Below are 15,388 nucleotides of genomic sequence, written 5' to 3' on the forward strand. Positions count from 1 at the left end.
ACCTCTTTCGCGGGGCGGTGTCAGATTCCGCCTCGACGTCGCACCCAAGGTGACGAAGCGCCGCTAGAACCAGTGCAGGCAGTGCGGGGCGCGCTCTGTGCGGAAAAGCGCGTCCGCGAGGGCGGCGGCGCCCGGACGGCAGGCCCGGATGTGTCCCGCGCGCACGAGCGTGCTCGGGGCGACGCCTCCCAGGTAGAGCGAGCTCAGATCGCGGACGTCCAGCGACAGGTCGGGGTGCCGGTCCGTGGGGACGCAGCCGGCCGCGCCGTCGCGGACGGTCAGCAGGTAGCGGCCGTGCTCGCCGAGGAACGGGTCGTCCACGTCGAGGACCAGCTCACCGTCCGCGAACCAGCGGCGTGCGGTCAGGGCGCGCGGGACGTCGAGGAGACGCACCCACAGCCAGTCGGCGTGTCCGCCGACCTCGCCGGCGCGGATGTCGGCGAGGTGCCAGCGCAGCGGGTGCTCGGGCGGGACGTGCCGGAACACGACCTGTGAGACCAGGTCGTGTCCGAGTGCGAACCGGGCGAGGGCCATGAAGACCGCGTCGTCGGTGGCGATGGTCTCGTCGACCGTCAGGGTGCCGGCCTCGCCGAGCGAGTAGCTGGCGTACCCGTCCGCCGCTCCGTCGGCGTCCCGGTGGACGGCGACGTAGCGCGGTGCGGAGGAGACCGGCGACTGCCCTGCTCCCAGGGCCCACCAGCGGTGCGGCCGGGACAGCGCGCCGGGCTGGGCGCGGCGGTACCGGTCGTAGACCTCTTCGAGGATCTTGCCGCAGTCGGCACGCCGCAGGACCTCGACCGTTCCGCTGTCCGCTCCGGTCACCGGTGCGCCGGCCGTCGCACGAGCCCGGGGAACCGCGAGGGCGGCCCGGTGGCGCGGCACGGTCAGCCGGGTGGTGAAGGTCGCCGGTCCGTAGCCGAACCTGCCGTAGATCGAGGACTCGGAAGCCAGCAGCACCGAGAGGAACTCACCCCGGGACCGCACCTCGGAGAGCTGCCGTCGCATCATCTCGCTGAGCACACCGCGCCGCCGGTGCGAGGGCAGGACGCCGACCGCAGTCACCCCGGCGACCGGTGCGAGGACCTGGCCGGGCAGGGTGAGTTCGAAGGAGTACGCGGCGGCGGTGCCCACGGGCCGGCCGTCCGCTGTCAGGGCGAGCAGGCCGCGGTCCATTTCGAGCGCGGACCACCAGCGTCCGCCCCCCGCGACCGGGGGTTCCGGAAAGTGCCCGAACGCGGTGTGGACCGTGTCGACGAAGACGTCCAGGTCCTCATCGGTCGTGGGTCGAATCTCCATCGCTGTCGCTTCCCTCTCGAAGTACCGGCACGGTGAGTCATGGTGTTCGTTCACAAGGATGGCGCCGCGTCCCGCCCTTGTGGGCGGCCGATGGTCACCGCGCCGCGGAAGCCCTCCGGCGAGATGACCGACATCGTGTCGAGCGACGGGTCGGAGACCGGCAGGAGGTGGGCGTCGACCCAGGTGTCCCCTGTAGTCGCGTTGGTCCAGGGATCCTCGATCACGACGGCGCCGGGTACGGCGCCGTGGCAGAGCACCCAGTGCGGCACGTCGAATCCCTGCATCCCGGCGAGCGAGAGCAGGAGCAGCACGTGTTCGTGTCGGCCGATCGCGTCCCGGATCGCGGTCAGGGAGAGGCGGCTCGGGTCAATGGGGACACCGGTGCGCTCCGCCTCCGTCCGGGAGGCCCGCTGGAGCAGGGCACGCCACTCCTGGTCGCTCGAAGGGAGGTGGTCGAGCAACACCGGCCGGTCGTTGTCCAGATGGATCGTGACCGGGGACGAGGGCCAGGCCCGGCGCACGGCCACGCCCAGCCCGACGGGCTCGCACGCGAGGAAGTTGGTGGCGTCGCGCCACAGCGTCAGCTCCCGCTGCCGGTCGAGTGCCTCCCACGCCAGTGCGCCCGCGTGCGCCTGTGCGACCAGAGCGGTGACGGCGCCGCAGGTGAAGTGCGTGGTCTGCCCGTAGTACGCGGGTGCGCTCGTGACGCCGTCGCGCAGCCAGCGGATGTGACCGGCAGCCGGCCCGGCCGCGCCCTCCGGCCGCGTGAGCGGAGGGCGCAGGGCGGCGAAGCCGGTGGCAGCGACGTCGTCGGGGTGTGCCGTCCATCCTTCCCACTTGACCTGCACGAGCTCCCGGCTGTCCGCGTGGGCGACGACGGCCCTGACGGCCGCGCGCACGTCGCCGACGGCATCGACGATTTTCAGATAGGCCGTGTTCGGGCGTGCCGTCACGAGCGCCGCGGCGGTCCAGCCCTCGCCGTCGTCTCCGGGAACGGCCACGAGGTGAGGGGCGTGGGCGGAGCGGTCGACCGCACGCCAGCGCTCCGACACGTCGTGGCCGACGAGGCCCGCCAGCTGAGCGGGCGGGGTGTCGGGCTCATAGGGGACGACGATGCTCTTCGCGGGCCGCAAGGGCTCGGCGGGCCGCGCGGGCGTTTCCTGACGGGGCAGCATTCCGGTGCTCCTGGCGGGTCGGAGAGGACGAGGGGAAGGGGAGAGGGGCTGGAGTCCGAACCTGTGGGCGTGGACCCCAGCCCCTCCCCGGGGTCATGCGCGGGACTTCCGGAGCACCCACACGAAGTACGGTGCGCCGACCAGCGCGATCATGAGGCCCGCCGGCACCTGGGCGGGGGCGACGAGCGTGCGGCCGAGCGCGTCCGCCACGCACACCAGCAGTCCGCCGAGCACCATCGAGACCGGGATCGCGCGGGCGTGCCGGGCGCCCACCAGGGAACGGGCGAGGTGCGGGGCTACTAGCCCCACGAAACCGACGACGCCGACGGCGATCACGCTGAGGGCCGCGAGCACCGCTGCGATCGACAGGGCGGTGAAGCGGGTGCGTTCCACCCGGACACCGACGATGCGCGGGGTGTCCTCGTCGACGGCGAGCAGGTCGAGCCGGTGGCGCATGAACAGCAGTGCGGGCAGGGCGAGAGCCAGGGCCACCGCGACCGGGACGACATCGGGGAACGTGCGGCCGTAGGTCGTGCCGGAGAGCCAGGTGAAGATCCGGGGCGTGTTGTACGGGTCCGCGCGCAGCAGGAGGAAGGTGGTGACGGCGCTGAGGCCGTACCCCGTGCCGATGCCGATCAGTACGAACCGGTCGGGCAGGAAGCCGCCGCGCCGGGCCAGCAGGACGATCACCGCGAACGTGGCCAGCCCCGCCGTGACCGCTACCGCGATGAGCACGGGCCGGCCACCGGGCAGGCCAGAGGTGGCGACGCTCGCCGCACCGAGGCCGGCCCCGGCCGTGATGCCGAGCACCCCGGGCTCCGCCAACGGGTTGCGCACCGAGCTCTGTACGGCGCATCCGGCCAGTCCGAGCGCCGCGCCGGCGAGGATCGCGGCGGTCACGCGTGGGACCCGGTCGTCGAGTGCCTGGCCTATCAGGTCCGGGGCGGCGCCCTGGAGCCACAGCACGATGTCCCCGGTCCGCAGCCAGAGGCTTCCCGCCAGGATCGCCATGAGGGCGGCTCCGGCCAGCAGTGCCACCGCGCCGGACGTGACGAGGAGGAAGGCGCGGCGTGAGCGTACGGCGACCCGCGCGCGCGGTGGCTTCCGGACACCGCCCGTGTCGCGCAGCCGCAGTGCGAGGACCACGATCACGACGGAGCCGAGCAGCGCGGTCGGTACGCCGGTGGGGATGGCGGCGGCCCCGTCCGCCCCCTGCACGGCGCGCAGGGACGCGTCCGCCAACAGGACGAGCAGCGCGCCGAGCAGTCCGGCCGCGGGGATCAGGAGCAGGTGCCGGCGCAGCGCGGGAACCCGCCCCGCGATCAGGCGGGCCACTACGGGCGCGCCGAGACCGACGAAGCCGATCGGGCCGGCGAGGGTCACCGCCGTGCTGGTCAGCAGTACCGCGCAGAGCACGGCGGTCACGCGGGTGGTCCGGATCGGCACGCCGAGGGTGGACGCGGCATCGTCGCCGAGGTTCATCACGTCCAGCCGCCGGGACAGCGCCAGAGCGACGCACAGCAGCACGACGACGAGGGGGACGGCGCGTACCGACGCGTCGATGTTCAGCTGCGCCAGGGAGCCGCTCCCCCAGGCGAAGAGGCCGGTCGTGTTCTGGTTGAACAGGATGAGGAGCATGCCGGTCGCCGCGTCCAGCGCCATCGCCGTCGCCGTTCCGGCGAGGATGAGGCGGGTGCCCGCGGTGCCCGCGGCACGGCCCGCGAGGAGCAGCACGAGTGCCGCCGCGACGAGGCCGCCGGCGAAGGCGACGGCGCCCGACGCCCACAGCGGGACGGCAAGGCCGAAGGCGGCGACGAGCGTGAGGGTGAAGTAGGCCCCGGCCGTGACCGCGAGGGTGTCCGGTGAGGCGAGCGTGTTGTGGGTGACGGACTGGAGCAGTGCGCCGGCGCAGCCGAGGGCGAAGCCCACCGCGACGCCCGCGAACAGGCGCGGCAGGCGCGAGCCGGTGAGGATCTCGCCGACGGGCGCCCCGCGGGCGTTCTCGCGTTCCCCGGCGAGATGGCGCACCAGATCGCCGACACCGACGCCCGACGTCCCCTGGGTCAGGTGCCACAGGCCGACCAGGACGGTGGCGACGAGGAGGAGCGCCAGGACGGCCGCCCCGGCAGCGGGGCCGCTGCCGCGCCCCGCGCCCGGCAGCGGCCCCGCCTCGGGTGCCGCGGTACGTACAGTGCTCACTTCTTGTCGAGTACGTCGACGTACGCGTCGATCGCCTGTGCGCAGGAGCGCGGACCGCCGGCGCCCCAGACCCGCGCCGGGAACGCGTGGGCGCGGCCTTCCTTCACGGCCGGGAGCTTCTTCCAGATCGGGTTCTTGTCCAGTGCCGCGACGTACCCGCCGGCGCCGTCGTCGTTCGCGTAGAAGAGGTTGGCGTCGCCCACCGCGGTGAGTCCCTCGACGTCGGTCTGCGCGAGGCCGTAGGCGGCGTCCACGCCTCCGTCACCGTGCTTCTTGTTGACGTCGTTGGTCCACGCCGGGGTCATGCCGAGTTCCTTGCCTATCTCGGTGAACAGGGCGCCGTTCGCGTAGGGGCGTACGGTCAGGTTGCCGCCCTCGAGCCAGCCGTCGAAGAACACGAAGTCCTTCGTCGGCAGGCCTGCGTCGGTGACCTGCTGTTTCGCCGTCGCGAGGTGCTGGTCGAACTCCTTGAGCACCTGGTCCGCCCGGTCCGTGCGTCCCGTCGCCTCGCCGATCATGCTGAACACCTTCCGCATGTTCCCGATCGGGTCCTTCGGGTCCGCCCCGCGCGTGGCCATCACGGGGACGCCCCTCTTCTCCAGCTTCTTGATCATCTCGTCCTTGGCGTCGAAGGCCTCCACGACGATGAGATCGGGCTTGGCCGCGTAGAGGGTGTCGAGGTCGGGCTCCTCGCGGGTGCCGATGTCCGTCACGCCACTGGGCAGCTTCTCCGCGCTGGTCCAGGTGCGGTATCCCTTGGCGTCGGAGACGGCGGTGGGGGTGACGCACAGCGTCAGCGCGTCTTCGACCTGCTGCCATTCGAGGACCGCGATCCGCTGGGCGGGCTTGTCGAGCTTCACCTGTCGGCCGACGCCGTCCTTGAAGGAGACGGCCCCCGTCGAGGGGGCCGTGGTGTCCTGGGCGCAGTCCTTCGACGCGGGGGACGCTTCGGCGCTGCTGCCGGCCGTTGCCTTGTCGACGTCGGTCGTTCCGCAGGCCGTTGCGGCGAGCAGGGCGAGCCCGGTCGTGGCTGACGCCGCCAGGCGACGGGCACGGTTCATGAAGGTTCCTCTTTCACAGGTGATGTGTGTGCGACGCGGGGACGGTGCGTCGGCGTTTTCGAGTCGGCCCATCACCGACGGAACGGCCCATGTGGCGCTCCGGGAGATGTGCCGCCGTGTTCAGGAGAGGTGGCGCCCGAGTGGATCGATGCGGAGCCGCCCCGTTCGGGGGTCGGCGCCCACCTCGACGCGAATGTCGTAGACCTCGCCGATGTTCTCGGCGGTGAGGACGTCGGCGGGTGCGCCGGCCGCGTACACCCGGCCCGAGCGCATGAGGACGAGTGTGTCCGCGACGCGGGAGGCCTGGTCGAGGTCGTGCAGCACGATCCCGACCGCGATGCCGTGTTCCTCGACGAGATCCCGTACCAGGTCGAGCGTCTCGAACTGGTAACGCAGGTCGAGGTGGTTGGTCGGCTCGTCCAGCAGCACGACGCCGGTGTCCTGGGCCAGGCAGGCCGCGAGCCATACACGCTGCATCTCCCCGCCGGAGAGTTCTCCGACCTGCCGCCCGGCCATGTCGCGCACTCCGGTGACCCCCAGGGCGTGGTCGACGGCGGCCCGGTCCTCTGCGGTCGGTCCGGCGAAGCCACGCCGGTAGGGATGGCGCCCGAACGCGACGACCTCCGCGACCGTCAGGCCTTGGGGAGCGGGCCTCGACTGGGAGAACAGCGTGACCTCCCGGGCGAACCGACGGGAGCTGAGCAGGGCCGCGTCACGTTCGGGTTCTCCATCGGGGGTGCCGAGCGTCACCCGGCCGCCGTCCAGCCTGTGCAGTCGGGAGAGCGCGCGCAGCAGAGTGGATTTCCCGCTGCCGTTCGGCCCCACCAGGGCGGTCGCACGGCCGGGTTCCAGGGCGACAGAGACACCGTGGACGACGGGCTTGCCGCTGTAGTGCAGCACCAGGTCGTGCCCGATGAGCGCGGCCACCGGGGCGACGGCGGCCGGGGCGGCCATGGGTTCTCCGGCAGACCGGAAAGGGCGTGTGAACATGAAGATGTCCGGACGATCGGAGGGACGGGGGCCGCGGTAACCTCCGTCCGGTTCGACCGGCCAGGGCGCGCGCTCGCCCACGCACGGACAGCGCCGTGCGCGGCGAGCAACAACTAAGGGTTACCTAACTCCGTGAAGGTAGCATTCCGCTTGCCGCGTGGACAATCAGGAGTTCTGGTCACGCGATACGGAATTCCGGACATCGCCCGACGGGCCCGCCGCCGCGTCGAAGAACGCACCCGGCGTGATTCCCGTGACCCGCCGGAAGGCGACGATGAAGGAACTGGGCTGCGCGTAGCCGAGCACCTCGGAGACCGTGGTCACCTCGAAGCCCTCGGCGAGGAGCATCAGCGCCCGGTGCACACGCAGCATCCGGCGCCACTGCGCGAAGGAAAGACCCGTCGTCTGACGGAAGGCGCGGGTGATCGTGCGGTCGCTGGTCCCCAGCAGCTGTGCCCAGTCCTCCAGCGAGCGTGCGTCGGAGGGGTCGTCCAGCAAGGCTTCGGCGATGGCGTCGATCCGCGGATCGCCCGGCAACTGCAGTGCGAACTGACGCTCCGAGGGCCGGATCACGTCGAAGACGACCGATTCCGCCCGCGCCCTGGCCTCCGCGTCGAGGCCGGCGCAGGACAGATGGGTCAGCAGTGACTCCAGCAACGGCGTCATCGCGATCGCCATGGGGTCCGCGAACGCGAACGGTGTGCGATCGGGAGCGAAGAAGGCGTCGAAGAACTCCGCGCCCGCCGTAGCCCGGCCCCCGTGGACCATTCCCGCGGGCATCCAGAGCCCGTGCCCCTCGACCACGGTCAGAACGCGGTCCCCCACGCGGGACGTCAGCGTTCCCCCGCGCACCCAGACCAGTTCGTGCAGGGGATGCGAGTGCGGCGACCACTCCGTGGGGCCGGGAACGATCCGGGACCCGGCCAGGATGGCACCCGTCGCCGGCTCCGGGAGCGGCTCGGCCGGCCGCACCACAGTGCCCGCCTCGCGCCGCCACATCCCGGGAGTCACCGCACCACGGGACACTCGAACCATGGCGAGGAGTCTATCGGTGCGGGCCCACGCCGGATCCCGGGCCATGGCCCACGTGGCGGGACACACACCCCGGTGTCCGCCGAAGCGGAACGGTCTCAGATGCCGACCGGCCCCGGTCCGTGACAGCTGAAACCCCGCCGCCCCACCCGCTCAGCGCCGTACGCGCGGCATTCCGAGGCCGATCCACGAGATGATCTCCCGCTGGATCTCGTTGTTCCCGCCGCCGAACGTGAAGATGACGGCGGACCGGTATCCGCGTTCGAGTTCACCGTGCAGGACCGCGCCGACCGAGCCCTCCTTGAGCGGTCCGGCCGAGCCGACGACCTCCATCAGCCAGGCGTAGGCGTCGCGTCGCGCCTCGGAGCCGTAGACCTTGACGGCGGAGGCGTCCTGCGGGGTGAGGGTGTTGTGCTGGACGGCGGACACCATCTGCCAGTTGAGGAGTTTCATGGCGTCGAGCCGGGTGTGGGTGCGGGCGAGGCGGGCGCGGACCCAGCCGAGGTCGATGACGCGGCGGCCGTCGGCGAGCGTGGTGTCGGCGGCCCAGCGGCGGACGTTGTGCAGGGCGCGGATGGCCATGGTGCCGTGGGCGGCGAGGGTGACGCGTTCGTGGTTGAGCTGGTTGGTGATGAGCCGCCAGCCCTTGTTCTCCTCGCCGACCCGGCGGGAGACGGGGACACGGATGTCCTCGTAGTAGCTGGCGGTGGTGTCGTGCGAGGCGAGGGTGTTGATCAGGGTGCAGGAGTAGCCGGGGTCGGAGGTCGGGACCAGGAGCATGGTGATGCCCTTGTGCGGCGGGGCGTCCGGGTCGGTGCGGGCGGCGAGCCAGACCCAGTCGGCGGTGTCACCGTTGGTCGTCCAGATCTTCTGTCCGTTGACGACGTAGGTGTCGCCGTCGCGCACCGCCCGGGTCTTCAGGGCGGCGAGGTCGGTGCCCGCGTCGGGCTCGCTGTAGCCGATCGCGAAGTCGATCTCCCCGGCGAGGACCTTGGGCAGGAAGTAGGCCTTCTGTTCGTCGGTGCCGAACTGCATGATCGTCGGCCCGACGGTGTTGAGGGCCATCAGCGGCAGCGGCACGCCGGCCTGCGCGGCCTCGTCGAAGAAGATGAACTGCTCCATCGGCGACAGGCCGCGTCCGCCGTACTCCGTGGGCCAGCCGACGCCGAGCCAGCCGTCGGTGCCCAGGCGCCGGATGGTCTCCCGGTAGAAGCGCTTCTGTGCCGCGGGGTCGGCGTAGCGCGCATAGGCGTTGTCGGGGACCAGGGTGGCGAAGTAGGTGCGCAGTTCGGCACGCAACTGCTGCTGCTCAGGCGTGTATTCGAGGTGCACGGCCCCTCCAGGAGTCTCGCGGTCGCGTCGCCCGTGTGCGGCGGCGCACACAGTAGAACGTGTTGCAAGAATCCGGAAGGGGCACGGAGCTCCGGTGGCCGGGGTCAGCGTTTGACGGCGCGCAGCACCACGAACTTGGGGTCGCCCGCCACCGTGGTGCAGTTGCCGAACGTACGGCGCAGCTGGGTGTGGTAGCCGAGATGCCGGTTGCCCACGACCCACAGCTCGCCGCCCTGGCGCAGGGCGGCACGCGCGGCGTGGAACATGTTCCGGGCGGTCGCGTCGGTGGTGGCCTGGTGCGAGTGGAACGGCGGATTGTTGAGGACCAGGTCGACGCTCGCCGGCTCGGTGCCGGCCATGCCGTCGCCGACCACGAAGCGGGCCTGGGCACCGGCGTCGGCATTGGCGCGGAAAGTCGCCTCTGCCGAGGCGACCGCCTGGTACGACTCGTCGATGAAGGTGACCTCGGCCTCGGGGTTGGCGAGTGCGGCGGACAGCCCGAGGACCCCGTTCCCGCAGCCGAGGTCGACGACCCGCTCGGGGCCGCCGCGCACCGGCAGGTGCTTCAGGAAGAAGCGGGTGCCGATGTCGAGCCGCTCCGCGCAGAAGATCCCGGCGTGGTTGGTGACGGTCCGCCCCGCGACGGCCCCGACGTCGTCGGGGAGCTCGTAGCGGTGGGGCCAGGGGCTGGGCGTGCGGACCGGGGCCTGGTCCGGTGTGCAGTGGATGAGCCGGGCCTTCTTGACCGCGAGCGAAGTGCGGGTCGGGCCGAGGATCCGCTCGAACAGCTTGAGGGTGGAGGTGTGGATCTCCTTCACCATCCCGGTGCCGATGACGACGGTTCCGGGGTGGACGGCGGGCGCGAGCCGGTACAGCTGGTCCTCCAGGAGCGCGAGGCTCTTGGGCACCCGTACGATCAGGACGTCGACCCGTTCCGGCGGGGTGTCGCGCACGGAGAGCAGGCGTACGGCGTCCGCGTCGGCGCCGTTGCGTTCCAGATTCGCCGCCGTCGCCCGCTGCGCGAGGTAGGAGTCGGTGATCTGTACGGGGCGGTGGCCGGCCAGCACCGTGCTCAGGGCGCCCCAGCGGTCGCCCACCACGACGACACTGCCGGACAGGTCGACCGGTTTCGCTCCGTCGATCCCCTCCAGGTGCCGCAGCAGGTATTCGTCGGCCGCGTCCCAGGCGCGGAACGGGTCGCGGGGGTCCTCGGGGAATCGGGCGAGGTCGTAACCGGCCCCTGACGTCGTCAAACGGTTCATTGTGCGTTCAGGCTAACCGAGCAGCGGGAGACACCCGAACACTTCCGGCCGCGGTGACGGCGAGGAGCGGCCGCGCTCCCCCTCGCGCGGCGCCCGACGGCGGCTACGGCAGTTGCTTGTCGATGGCCGCCCGGCCCTCCCTGGCCAGCCTGCGCCGCGCCCACTCAAGGGTCTGCGGCGTCAGGTCCCGCCCGGAGGCGAGCACCAGGTCCTCGGGCGACGGATCGTCGCTCGCGCCGGTGTGCAAGAGGCTGTCGGGGGTCACTCCCCGCGATGCGGATACGGTTTCGTCGCTCATGCCGCCTCCTCGTCCTTGCGGCAATTCTCGCCCCTCGCCGACGGAGGCGCATCCGATGCCCGGCAGCGCCGTCCGGGCGACCCCGGACCGGCCCCTCACTTGACCTGCACATGATAGGTACGCAGCGTTCACACACCGGTCACGGTGCGTGTGGAAGGCTCCCGCTGACCACTTGTCACACGACCACCGCGGAGCCGCCCCCCACCCTGCGCCGGCGCCGCGGTGCCCGTATTTCCGGAGAGGACACCCCACATGTCCCGTCGTCACCTTCCCTACCGGCGCCCGTTGCTGGCCACTCTCGCCGCCTTCGCGGTGCTCACCGGCACCGCGGCCGCCGCACCGGCCGACACCCCGCGGGCCCCGGTGGCCACCACCCCGCTCGGCGCGCTGGACGACACGTACTACCAGGACGCGCTCGGCAAGACCGGCACCGCGCTCAAGGGCGCCCTGCACACGATCATCAGCGACCAGTCCACCCTCACCTACAGCCAGGTCTGGGACGCGCTCAAGGACACGGACGAGGACCCGGCGAACTCCTCGAACGTGATCCTTCTCTACTCCGGCCTCTCCGAGCCCAAGAGCGACAACGGCGGCGGCAGCGGACAGTGGAACCGGGAGCACGTCTGGGCCAAGTCCCACGGCGACTTCGGCACGGCCACCGGACCGGGCACCGACATCCACCATCTGCGCCCGGAGGACGTGTCGGTGAACTCCGTCCGCGGCAACAAGGACTTCGACGACGGCGGCAGCGAGGTAAGCGGGGCGCCCGGCAACTACACCGACAGCGACTCCTTCGAACCGCGCGACGCCGTCAAGGGTGACGTCGCCCGCATGATCCTGTACATGGCGGTGCGGTACGAGGGCGACGACTCCTTCGCCGATCTCGAACCCAACGACAAGGTGTCCAACGGCTCCGCCCCCAACATCGGCCGGCTCTCCGTGCTGAAGACATGGAGCCAGGAGGACCCGCCGGACACCTTCGAGAAGCGGCGCAACGACGTCATATTCGACCAGTACCAGCACAACCGGAATCCGTTCGTCGACCACCCCGAATGGGTGGCCGCCATCTGGTAGGCGGGCCGGGCACGGGCCGGTGCGACCCTCCGGCCCGTGCGGCGCGCCTCAGCCGGTCCGCCCCGTCGCGCACCAGTCCACGGCGTCGTCGCGGGAGGCGAAGTTCCGGGGAGCGCCGGCGGCGGCGTCCCGCTCCGCGAGGCGGCCCGCCGGGTCGGCCACGGCGGCGCGCCGGCCGCCGCTCGTGAGCCGGGCCAGCCCCCGGTTCAGCATCGCTCGCGCCGCCCTGTCGATGTCCGTCACCCGCTCCAGGTCCAGCACCACGGCGACCGTTTCCCGGACGCCCGCCTCGTCCAGGGCGTACAGCACCCGTTCGGCCGCGGTGAAGTCCAGGGCGCCCTGGGCCGCGACCACCGCCACCCGCTCACGGCGGGCGCGTTCCCGCTCCCCGGTCGGCGCGGAGGGCAGATCGTCGGCCGTGGTGACCAGGGTGACGGTGGAACCCGCCAGGGCCGGGTTGTGCATGAGGTGCAGCCCGAACCGTTCCGACAGCGCGCCCAGCGCGAGGTGCCCCCGCACGGAGGTCCCGGCCGGGTCGAGGAGCGGGCTGTACGTCGCCAGCCCGAACCGGGCGGGTCCGGCGGCGATCAGTCCGCCGGACACCCCGCTCTTGGCCGGCAGACCCACCCGGAGCAGCCAGTCGCCAGAGGCGTCGTACATCCCGCAGGTCGCCATCACGGCGAGGACGTGGGCGGCGACGGGTTCCGGCACCACCGCGTCCCCGGTGACCGGGTTGACCCCTCCGTTGGCCAGGGTCGCCGCCATCGCGGCGAGGTCCAGCGCCGTGACCCGTACCGAGCACTGGCGGAAGTACGTCTCCACGGCCGCCACCGGGTCCACGGGCAGCGGCCCCGCGCTGCGGATCAGGTAGGCCAGGGCGCGGTTGCGGTCGCCGGTGAGCGCCTCGGAGGCGTACACCTGCTCGTCGACGTCCAGCCGCCGGCCGGCGAAGCGGCTCAGGAAGTCGAGGATCCGGTCGAACCTCGGGGCGTCCCGGGTGTCGGGGACCAGGGCGGTGGTGACGATGGCACCGGCGTTGACCATGGCGTTGGCGGGACGCCCGGTGCCCGGCTCCAGGCTGATGGCGTTGAACGCCTCGCCGCTGGGCTCGGCGCCGACCCAGCGGCCCACCTCGTCGAGCCCGAGGACGGACAGGGACAGGGCGTAGACGAACGGTTTCGACACGGACTGGACGGTGAACGGCACCTCGGCATCACCGGTGCTGTAGCGGTGGCCGTCCATGCTGACCAGGGCAAGACCGAACGCCTCGGGGTCGGCCAGGGCCAGCTGCGGGATGTAGTCCGCGAGCCGCCCGTCGCGCCGGCCGACGAACCGGGTGTGCAGTTCGCGCAGGGCGTCCGTGACCGCGTCGGCGGCGTTCAACGACCGGCCGTCAGCCGCGCTCGGCCTGGGCGATCCGCGGGAACGTCTTGACGCCCGCGGCCTTGCGGCTGTTGGCGTGCTGGCTGACCGTGCGGCCGGGCGGGGCATCGGCGAAGCCGAGGACCACGGAGTCCAGGACCTTGTCCGAGGAGTCGACGAACTCCACCTTGACCGCGTAGAAGGCCGCCTTGCCGCTGGGGTTGGTCACCCGCACCAGGGCGCTGCGGAACTGCTCGGAGGGCTCGACCGCGATGCCGCTGACGGAGACGTCCTGGACCGCGTCGCCCTTACCCTCCACATCCTTGAGCGTGGAGACGGCCTTCTGCCGGTTGCGCTCCGCCTCCGCGGAGACCGAGGCCGCGAACTCCTGCTGGGTGCGCCGGCTCTCCGAGGCCTTCGGGGACGCGGCCGGTTCCGCGGACACCGTGCGGGTGCTGCTGGCCGTGCCCTGCGAGGAGGTGTCGGAGCTGTCGCAGGCGGCGGAACCGGCGACGATCACCGCGGCCAGGACGGCGGGGGTCAGGCTGCGGGCCGTGCGGCCGCCGATGGCGCGCCGCACGGGGCTGGTCTGGTTCACGGACGCTCCGTCTGCTCGGAAGTACGAAGGAATCGGGGGTACGAGGGAAAGGGAGGAGAAGAGCGCCGAAGCCCCCGTTTCCGCACGGTGGGCGCGGGCATCGCACATGCCTCCTGGAGCCGGGAGCACCAACTCGCCCATATTAGGTTCAAAAGGTATGAATTGACTCGTCGAATCACCCGCTTCGCGCGGCTGTACGCCAAGTCCCCGGGAGGGAACAGATGGACACGGATGCCCTGACCGCCGGCCTCTTGCAGGAGCTCCGGGCGGCCAAGCCCTATCCCGCCCTGTCCCTGACCATGCCGACCCACCGTCGCGCACCCGACAACGCGCAGGACGCCGTCCGGCTGCGCAATCTCGTCGCCGCGGCGGGCAATCGGCTCGATGCCGACCCCCGGGTCGACCGCGAGACCCGGGCCGCTATCAAGCAGCAGCTCGACCGGGCGGTCGACGAGATCGATCCGCGCCGGGCCCTCGACTCCCTGGTCGTCCTCGCGACGGCGGACGAGTACCAGATCTGGCAGCTCCCCCGCACCGCACCCGAACGAGTGGTGCTCAGCGACAGCTACCTCACCCGCAACCTGGTCGCCGCGAAGGCCCAGGCCCGGCCGTTCTGGGCGCTCACCGTCTCCGCCGACCACGCGTCGCTGTTCAGCGGCACGGCGGACACCACGCACGAGGAGCACATCGGCGGCTTCCCGCTGACGGCTCCGCACGAGGCGCCCAACCCGCAGCGCGAGGAGCGGATCGGCGACACCCCGAGCACCTTCACCGACGAGGAGACCCGTCAGTTCCTGCGCACGGTGGACGAGAAGCTGCGCGCGGTCCTGGCCACGGATCCGCGGCCGCTGTACCTGGTCGGTCTCGCCCCCGCCCTGGCGCTGCTGGACGAGGTCGGCGAGAGCGCGGACGTGGCCGTCGGGCGGGTCACCAAGGGCGCGCCGGCCGACACGACGCCCAGCGATCTGCTCACCGAGCTGCGGCCCGCGCTGGAGGCCCGCCAGAAGCGGTTCGCCGCCGAGATCGAGGGCAAGCTGGACGAGGCGCGCGGCCGTCGCGCCTTCGCCGGTGGTCTCGACGAGGTGTGGGCCGCCGTGCGGGAGGCGCGTGCCGGTCTGGTGGCGGTGGAGGAGCACTACCAGCAGACGGTCCGGGTCGCCCAGGGGCACCTGGAGCCGGTGAGCGGAGATGCCGCGGACCCGGCGGACGAGAAGGTCCGCGAGGACATCGTCGACGAGCTGGTCGAGGCGGCGCTGGACAGCGGCGCCGACGTGGTGTTCGTCGCGGACGACTCGCTCAAGGAGCACGGGCGGATCGCGGCGGCGCTGCGCTACTGACGTCCGGGGCGGACAGAGCCCCCGTGAGAGGAGAGCACACGATGCCACGCGGATCGAGTCCCAAGCGGGAACGGCAGTACGAGCACATCAAGGAGTCCGCCCAGGAGCGCGGGGTCGGTGAGGACCGGGCCGAGGAGATCGCGGCCCGGACCGTCAACAAGGAGCGTGCCCGCTCCGGCGAGTCGAGGACCGCGAGCCGTACGTCGACCGAGGACATCTCGTCCTCCCGGCGCGGCGGCCTGCGGTCGCACAGCGGCGCACAGGGCCCCACCCGCGACCAGCTCTACGAAGAGGCGAAGCACAAGAACGTCAAGGGGCGTTCGTCGATGACGAAGGCCCAGCTGGCCCGAGCGGTCGGCCGCTGACCCAGGC

The 15,388-nt window shown here is 72.0% G+C and carries 14 protein-coding genes; 3 read left to right on the plus strand and 11 right to left on the minus strand.

The annotated features are described in order from the left end of the window. Positions 1 to 63 precede the first annotated feature (63 nt). The 9 genes from ACIQM0_RS20020 to ACIQM0_RS20060 all read right to left on the minus strand — a co-directional run bounded on the left by ACIQM0_RS20020 (position 64) and on the right by ACIQM0_RS20060 (position 10,645). Positions 64 to 1,296: a GNAT family N-acetyltransferase gene (locus tag ACIQM0_RS20020; RefSeq protein WP_401288345.1), complete on the minus strand. Its 1,233-nt coding sequence runs from the start codon at positions 1,294 to 1,296 to the stop codon at positions 64 to 66. Positions 1,297 to 1,346: 50 nt separating this feature from the next. Then, entirely contained in the window at positions 1,347 to 2,471 is a 1,125-nt protein-coding gene (locus tag ACIQM0_RS20025) for a peptidase C39 family protein (protein ID WP_401288348.1), read from the minus strand. Positions 2,472 to 2,564: 93 nt separating this feature from the next. After that, the gene (locus ACIQM0_RS20030) at positions 2,565 to 4,670 is read right to left on the minus strand and encodes an iron ABC transporter permease (RefSeq protein ID WP_401288351.1); all 2,106 of its coding nucleotides are present in this window, start codon (positions 4,668 to 4,670) and stop codon (positions 2,565 to 2,567) included. Next, positions 4,667 to 5,731, minus strand: a complete 1,065-nt coding sequence (locus ACIQM0_RS20035; protein WP_401288354.1) for an iron-siderophore ABC transporter substrate-binding protein — start codon at positions 5,729 to 5,731, stop codon at positions 4,667 to 4,669. The genes ACIQM0_RS20030 and ACIQM0_RS20035 overlap by 4 nt, the downstream gene beginning before the upstream one ends. 120 nt (positions 5,732 to 5,851) lie before the next feature. Next, positions 5,852 to 6,721, minus strand: coding sequence for an ABC transporter ATP-binding protein (locus tag ACIQM0_RS20040; protein ID WP_401288357.1), 870 nt, complete (start codon positions 6,719 to 6,721; stop codon positions 5,852 to 5,854). Between the two features lie 165 nt (positions 6,722 to 6,886). After that, complete coding sequence (locus tag ACIQM0_RS20045; protein WP_401288360.1) at positions 6,887 to 7,756, minus strand: helix-turn-helix domain-containing protein; 870 nt, start codon at positions 7,754 to 7,756, stop codon at positions 6,887 to 6,889. A gap of 150 nt (positions 7,757 to 7,906) precedes the next feature. Next, complete coding sequence (locus ACIQM0_RS20050; RefSeq protein WP_401288363.1) at positions 7,907 to 9,085, minus strand: acyl-CoA dehydrogenase family protein; 1,179 nt, start codon at positions 9,083 to 9,085, stop codon at positions 7,907 to 7,909. A gap of 104 nt (positions 9,086 to 9,189) precedes the next feature. Further along, entirely contained in the window at positions 9,190 to 10,347 is a 1,158-nt protein-coding gene (locus ACIQM0_RS20055; protein WP_401288366.1) for a methyltransferase, read from the minus strand. Between the two features lie 103 nt (positions 10,348 to 10,450). Then, on the minus strand, positions 10,451 to 10,645 hold the full coding sequence (locus ACIQM0_RS20060) for a hypothetical protein (RefSeq protein WP_363021845.1): 195 nt from the start codon (positions 10,643 to 10,645) through the stop codon (positions 10,451 to 10,453). Positions 10,646 to 10,897: 252 nt separating this feature from the next. Here ACIQM0_RS20060 and ACIQM0_RS20065 point away from each other — a divergent pair, with 252 nt between their 5' ends. After that, positions 10,898 to 11,719: an endonuclease I family protein gene (locus ACIQM0_RS20065; RefSeq protein WP_401288368.1), complete on the plus strand. Its 822-nt coding sequence runs from the start codon at positions 10,898 to 10,900 to the stop codon at positions 11,717 to 11,719. 48 nt (positions 11,720 to 11,767) lie between these two features. Here the strand turns inward: ACIQM0_RS20065 and glsA are convergent, their stop codons facing one another. Both glsA and ACIQM0_RS20075 read right to left on the minus strand, forming a co-directional pair. Continuing rightward, entirely contained in the window at positions 11,768 to 13,102 is a 1,335-nt protein-coding gene (gene glsA, locus ACIQM0_RS20070) for a glutaminase A (RefSeq protein WP_401288371.1), read from the minus strand. Between the two features lie 10 nt (positions 13,103 to 13,112). Beyond that, a complete protein-coding gene (locus ACIQM0_RS20075) occupies positions 13,113 to 13,679 on the minus strand; it encodes a hypothetical protein (protein WP_401288374.1) in 567 nt (188 codons plus the stop codon). A gap of 221 nt (positions 13,680 to 13,900) precedes the next feature. On the opposite strand from ACIQM0_RS20075, the gene ACIQM0_RS20080 reads away from it, so the two are divergent. Further along, positions 13,901 to 15,016 carry a chemotaxis protein gene (locus ACIQM0_RS20080; RefSeq protein ID WP_401288376.1) on the plus strand — a complete coding sequence of 372 codons (1,116 nt, stop codon included), beginning with the start codon at positions 13,901 to 13,903 and terminating at the stop codon, positions 15,014 to 15,016. Between the two features lie 41 nt (positions 15,017 to 15,057). Continuing rightward, on the plus strand, positions 15,058 to 15,381 hold the full coding sequence (locus ACIQM0_RS20085) for a plasmid stabilization protein (protein ID WP_207314601.1): 324 nt from the start codon (positions 15,058 to 15,060) through the stop codon (positions 15,379 to 15,381). Positions 15,382 to 15,388 lie beyond the last annotated feature (7 nt).

The sequence above is a fragment of the Streptomyces sp. NPDC091387 genome (assembly GCF_044756945.1).
In the GTDB taxonomy this organism is placed as follows: Bacteria; Actinomycetota; Actinomycetes; order Streptomycetales; family Streptomycetaceae; genus Streptomyces.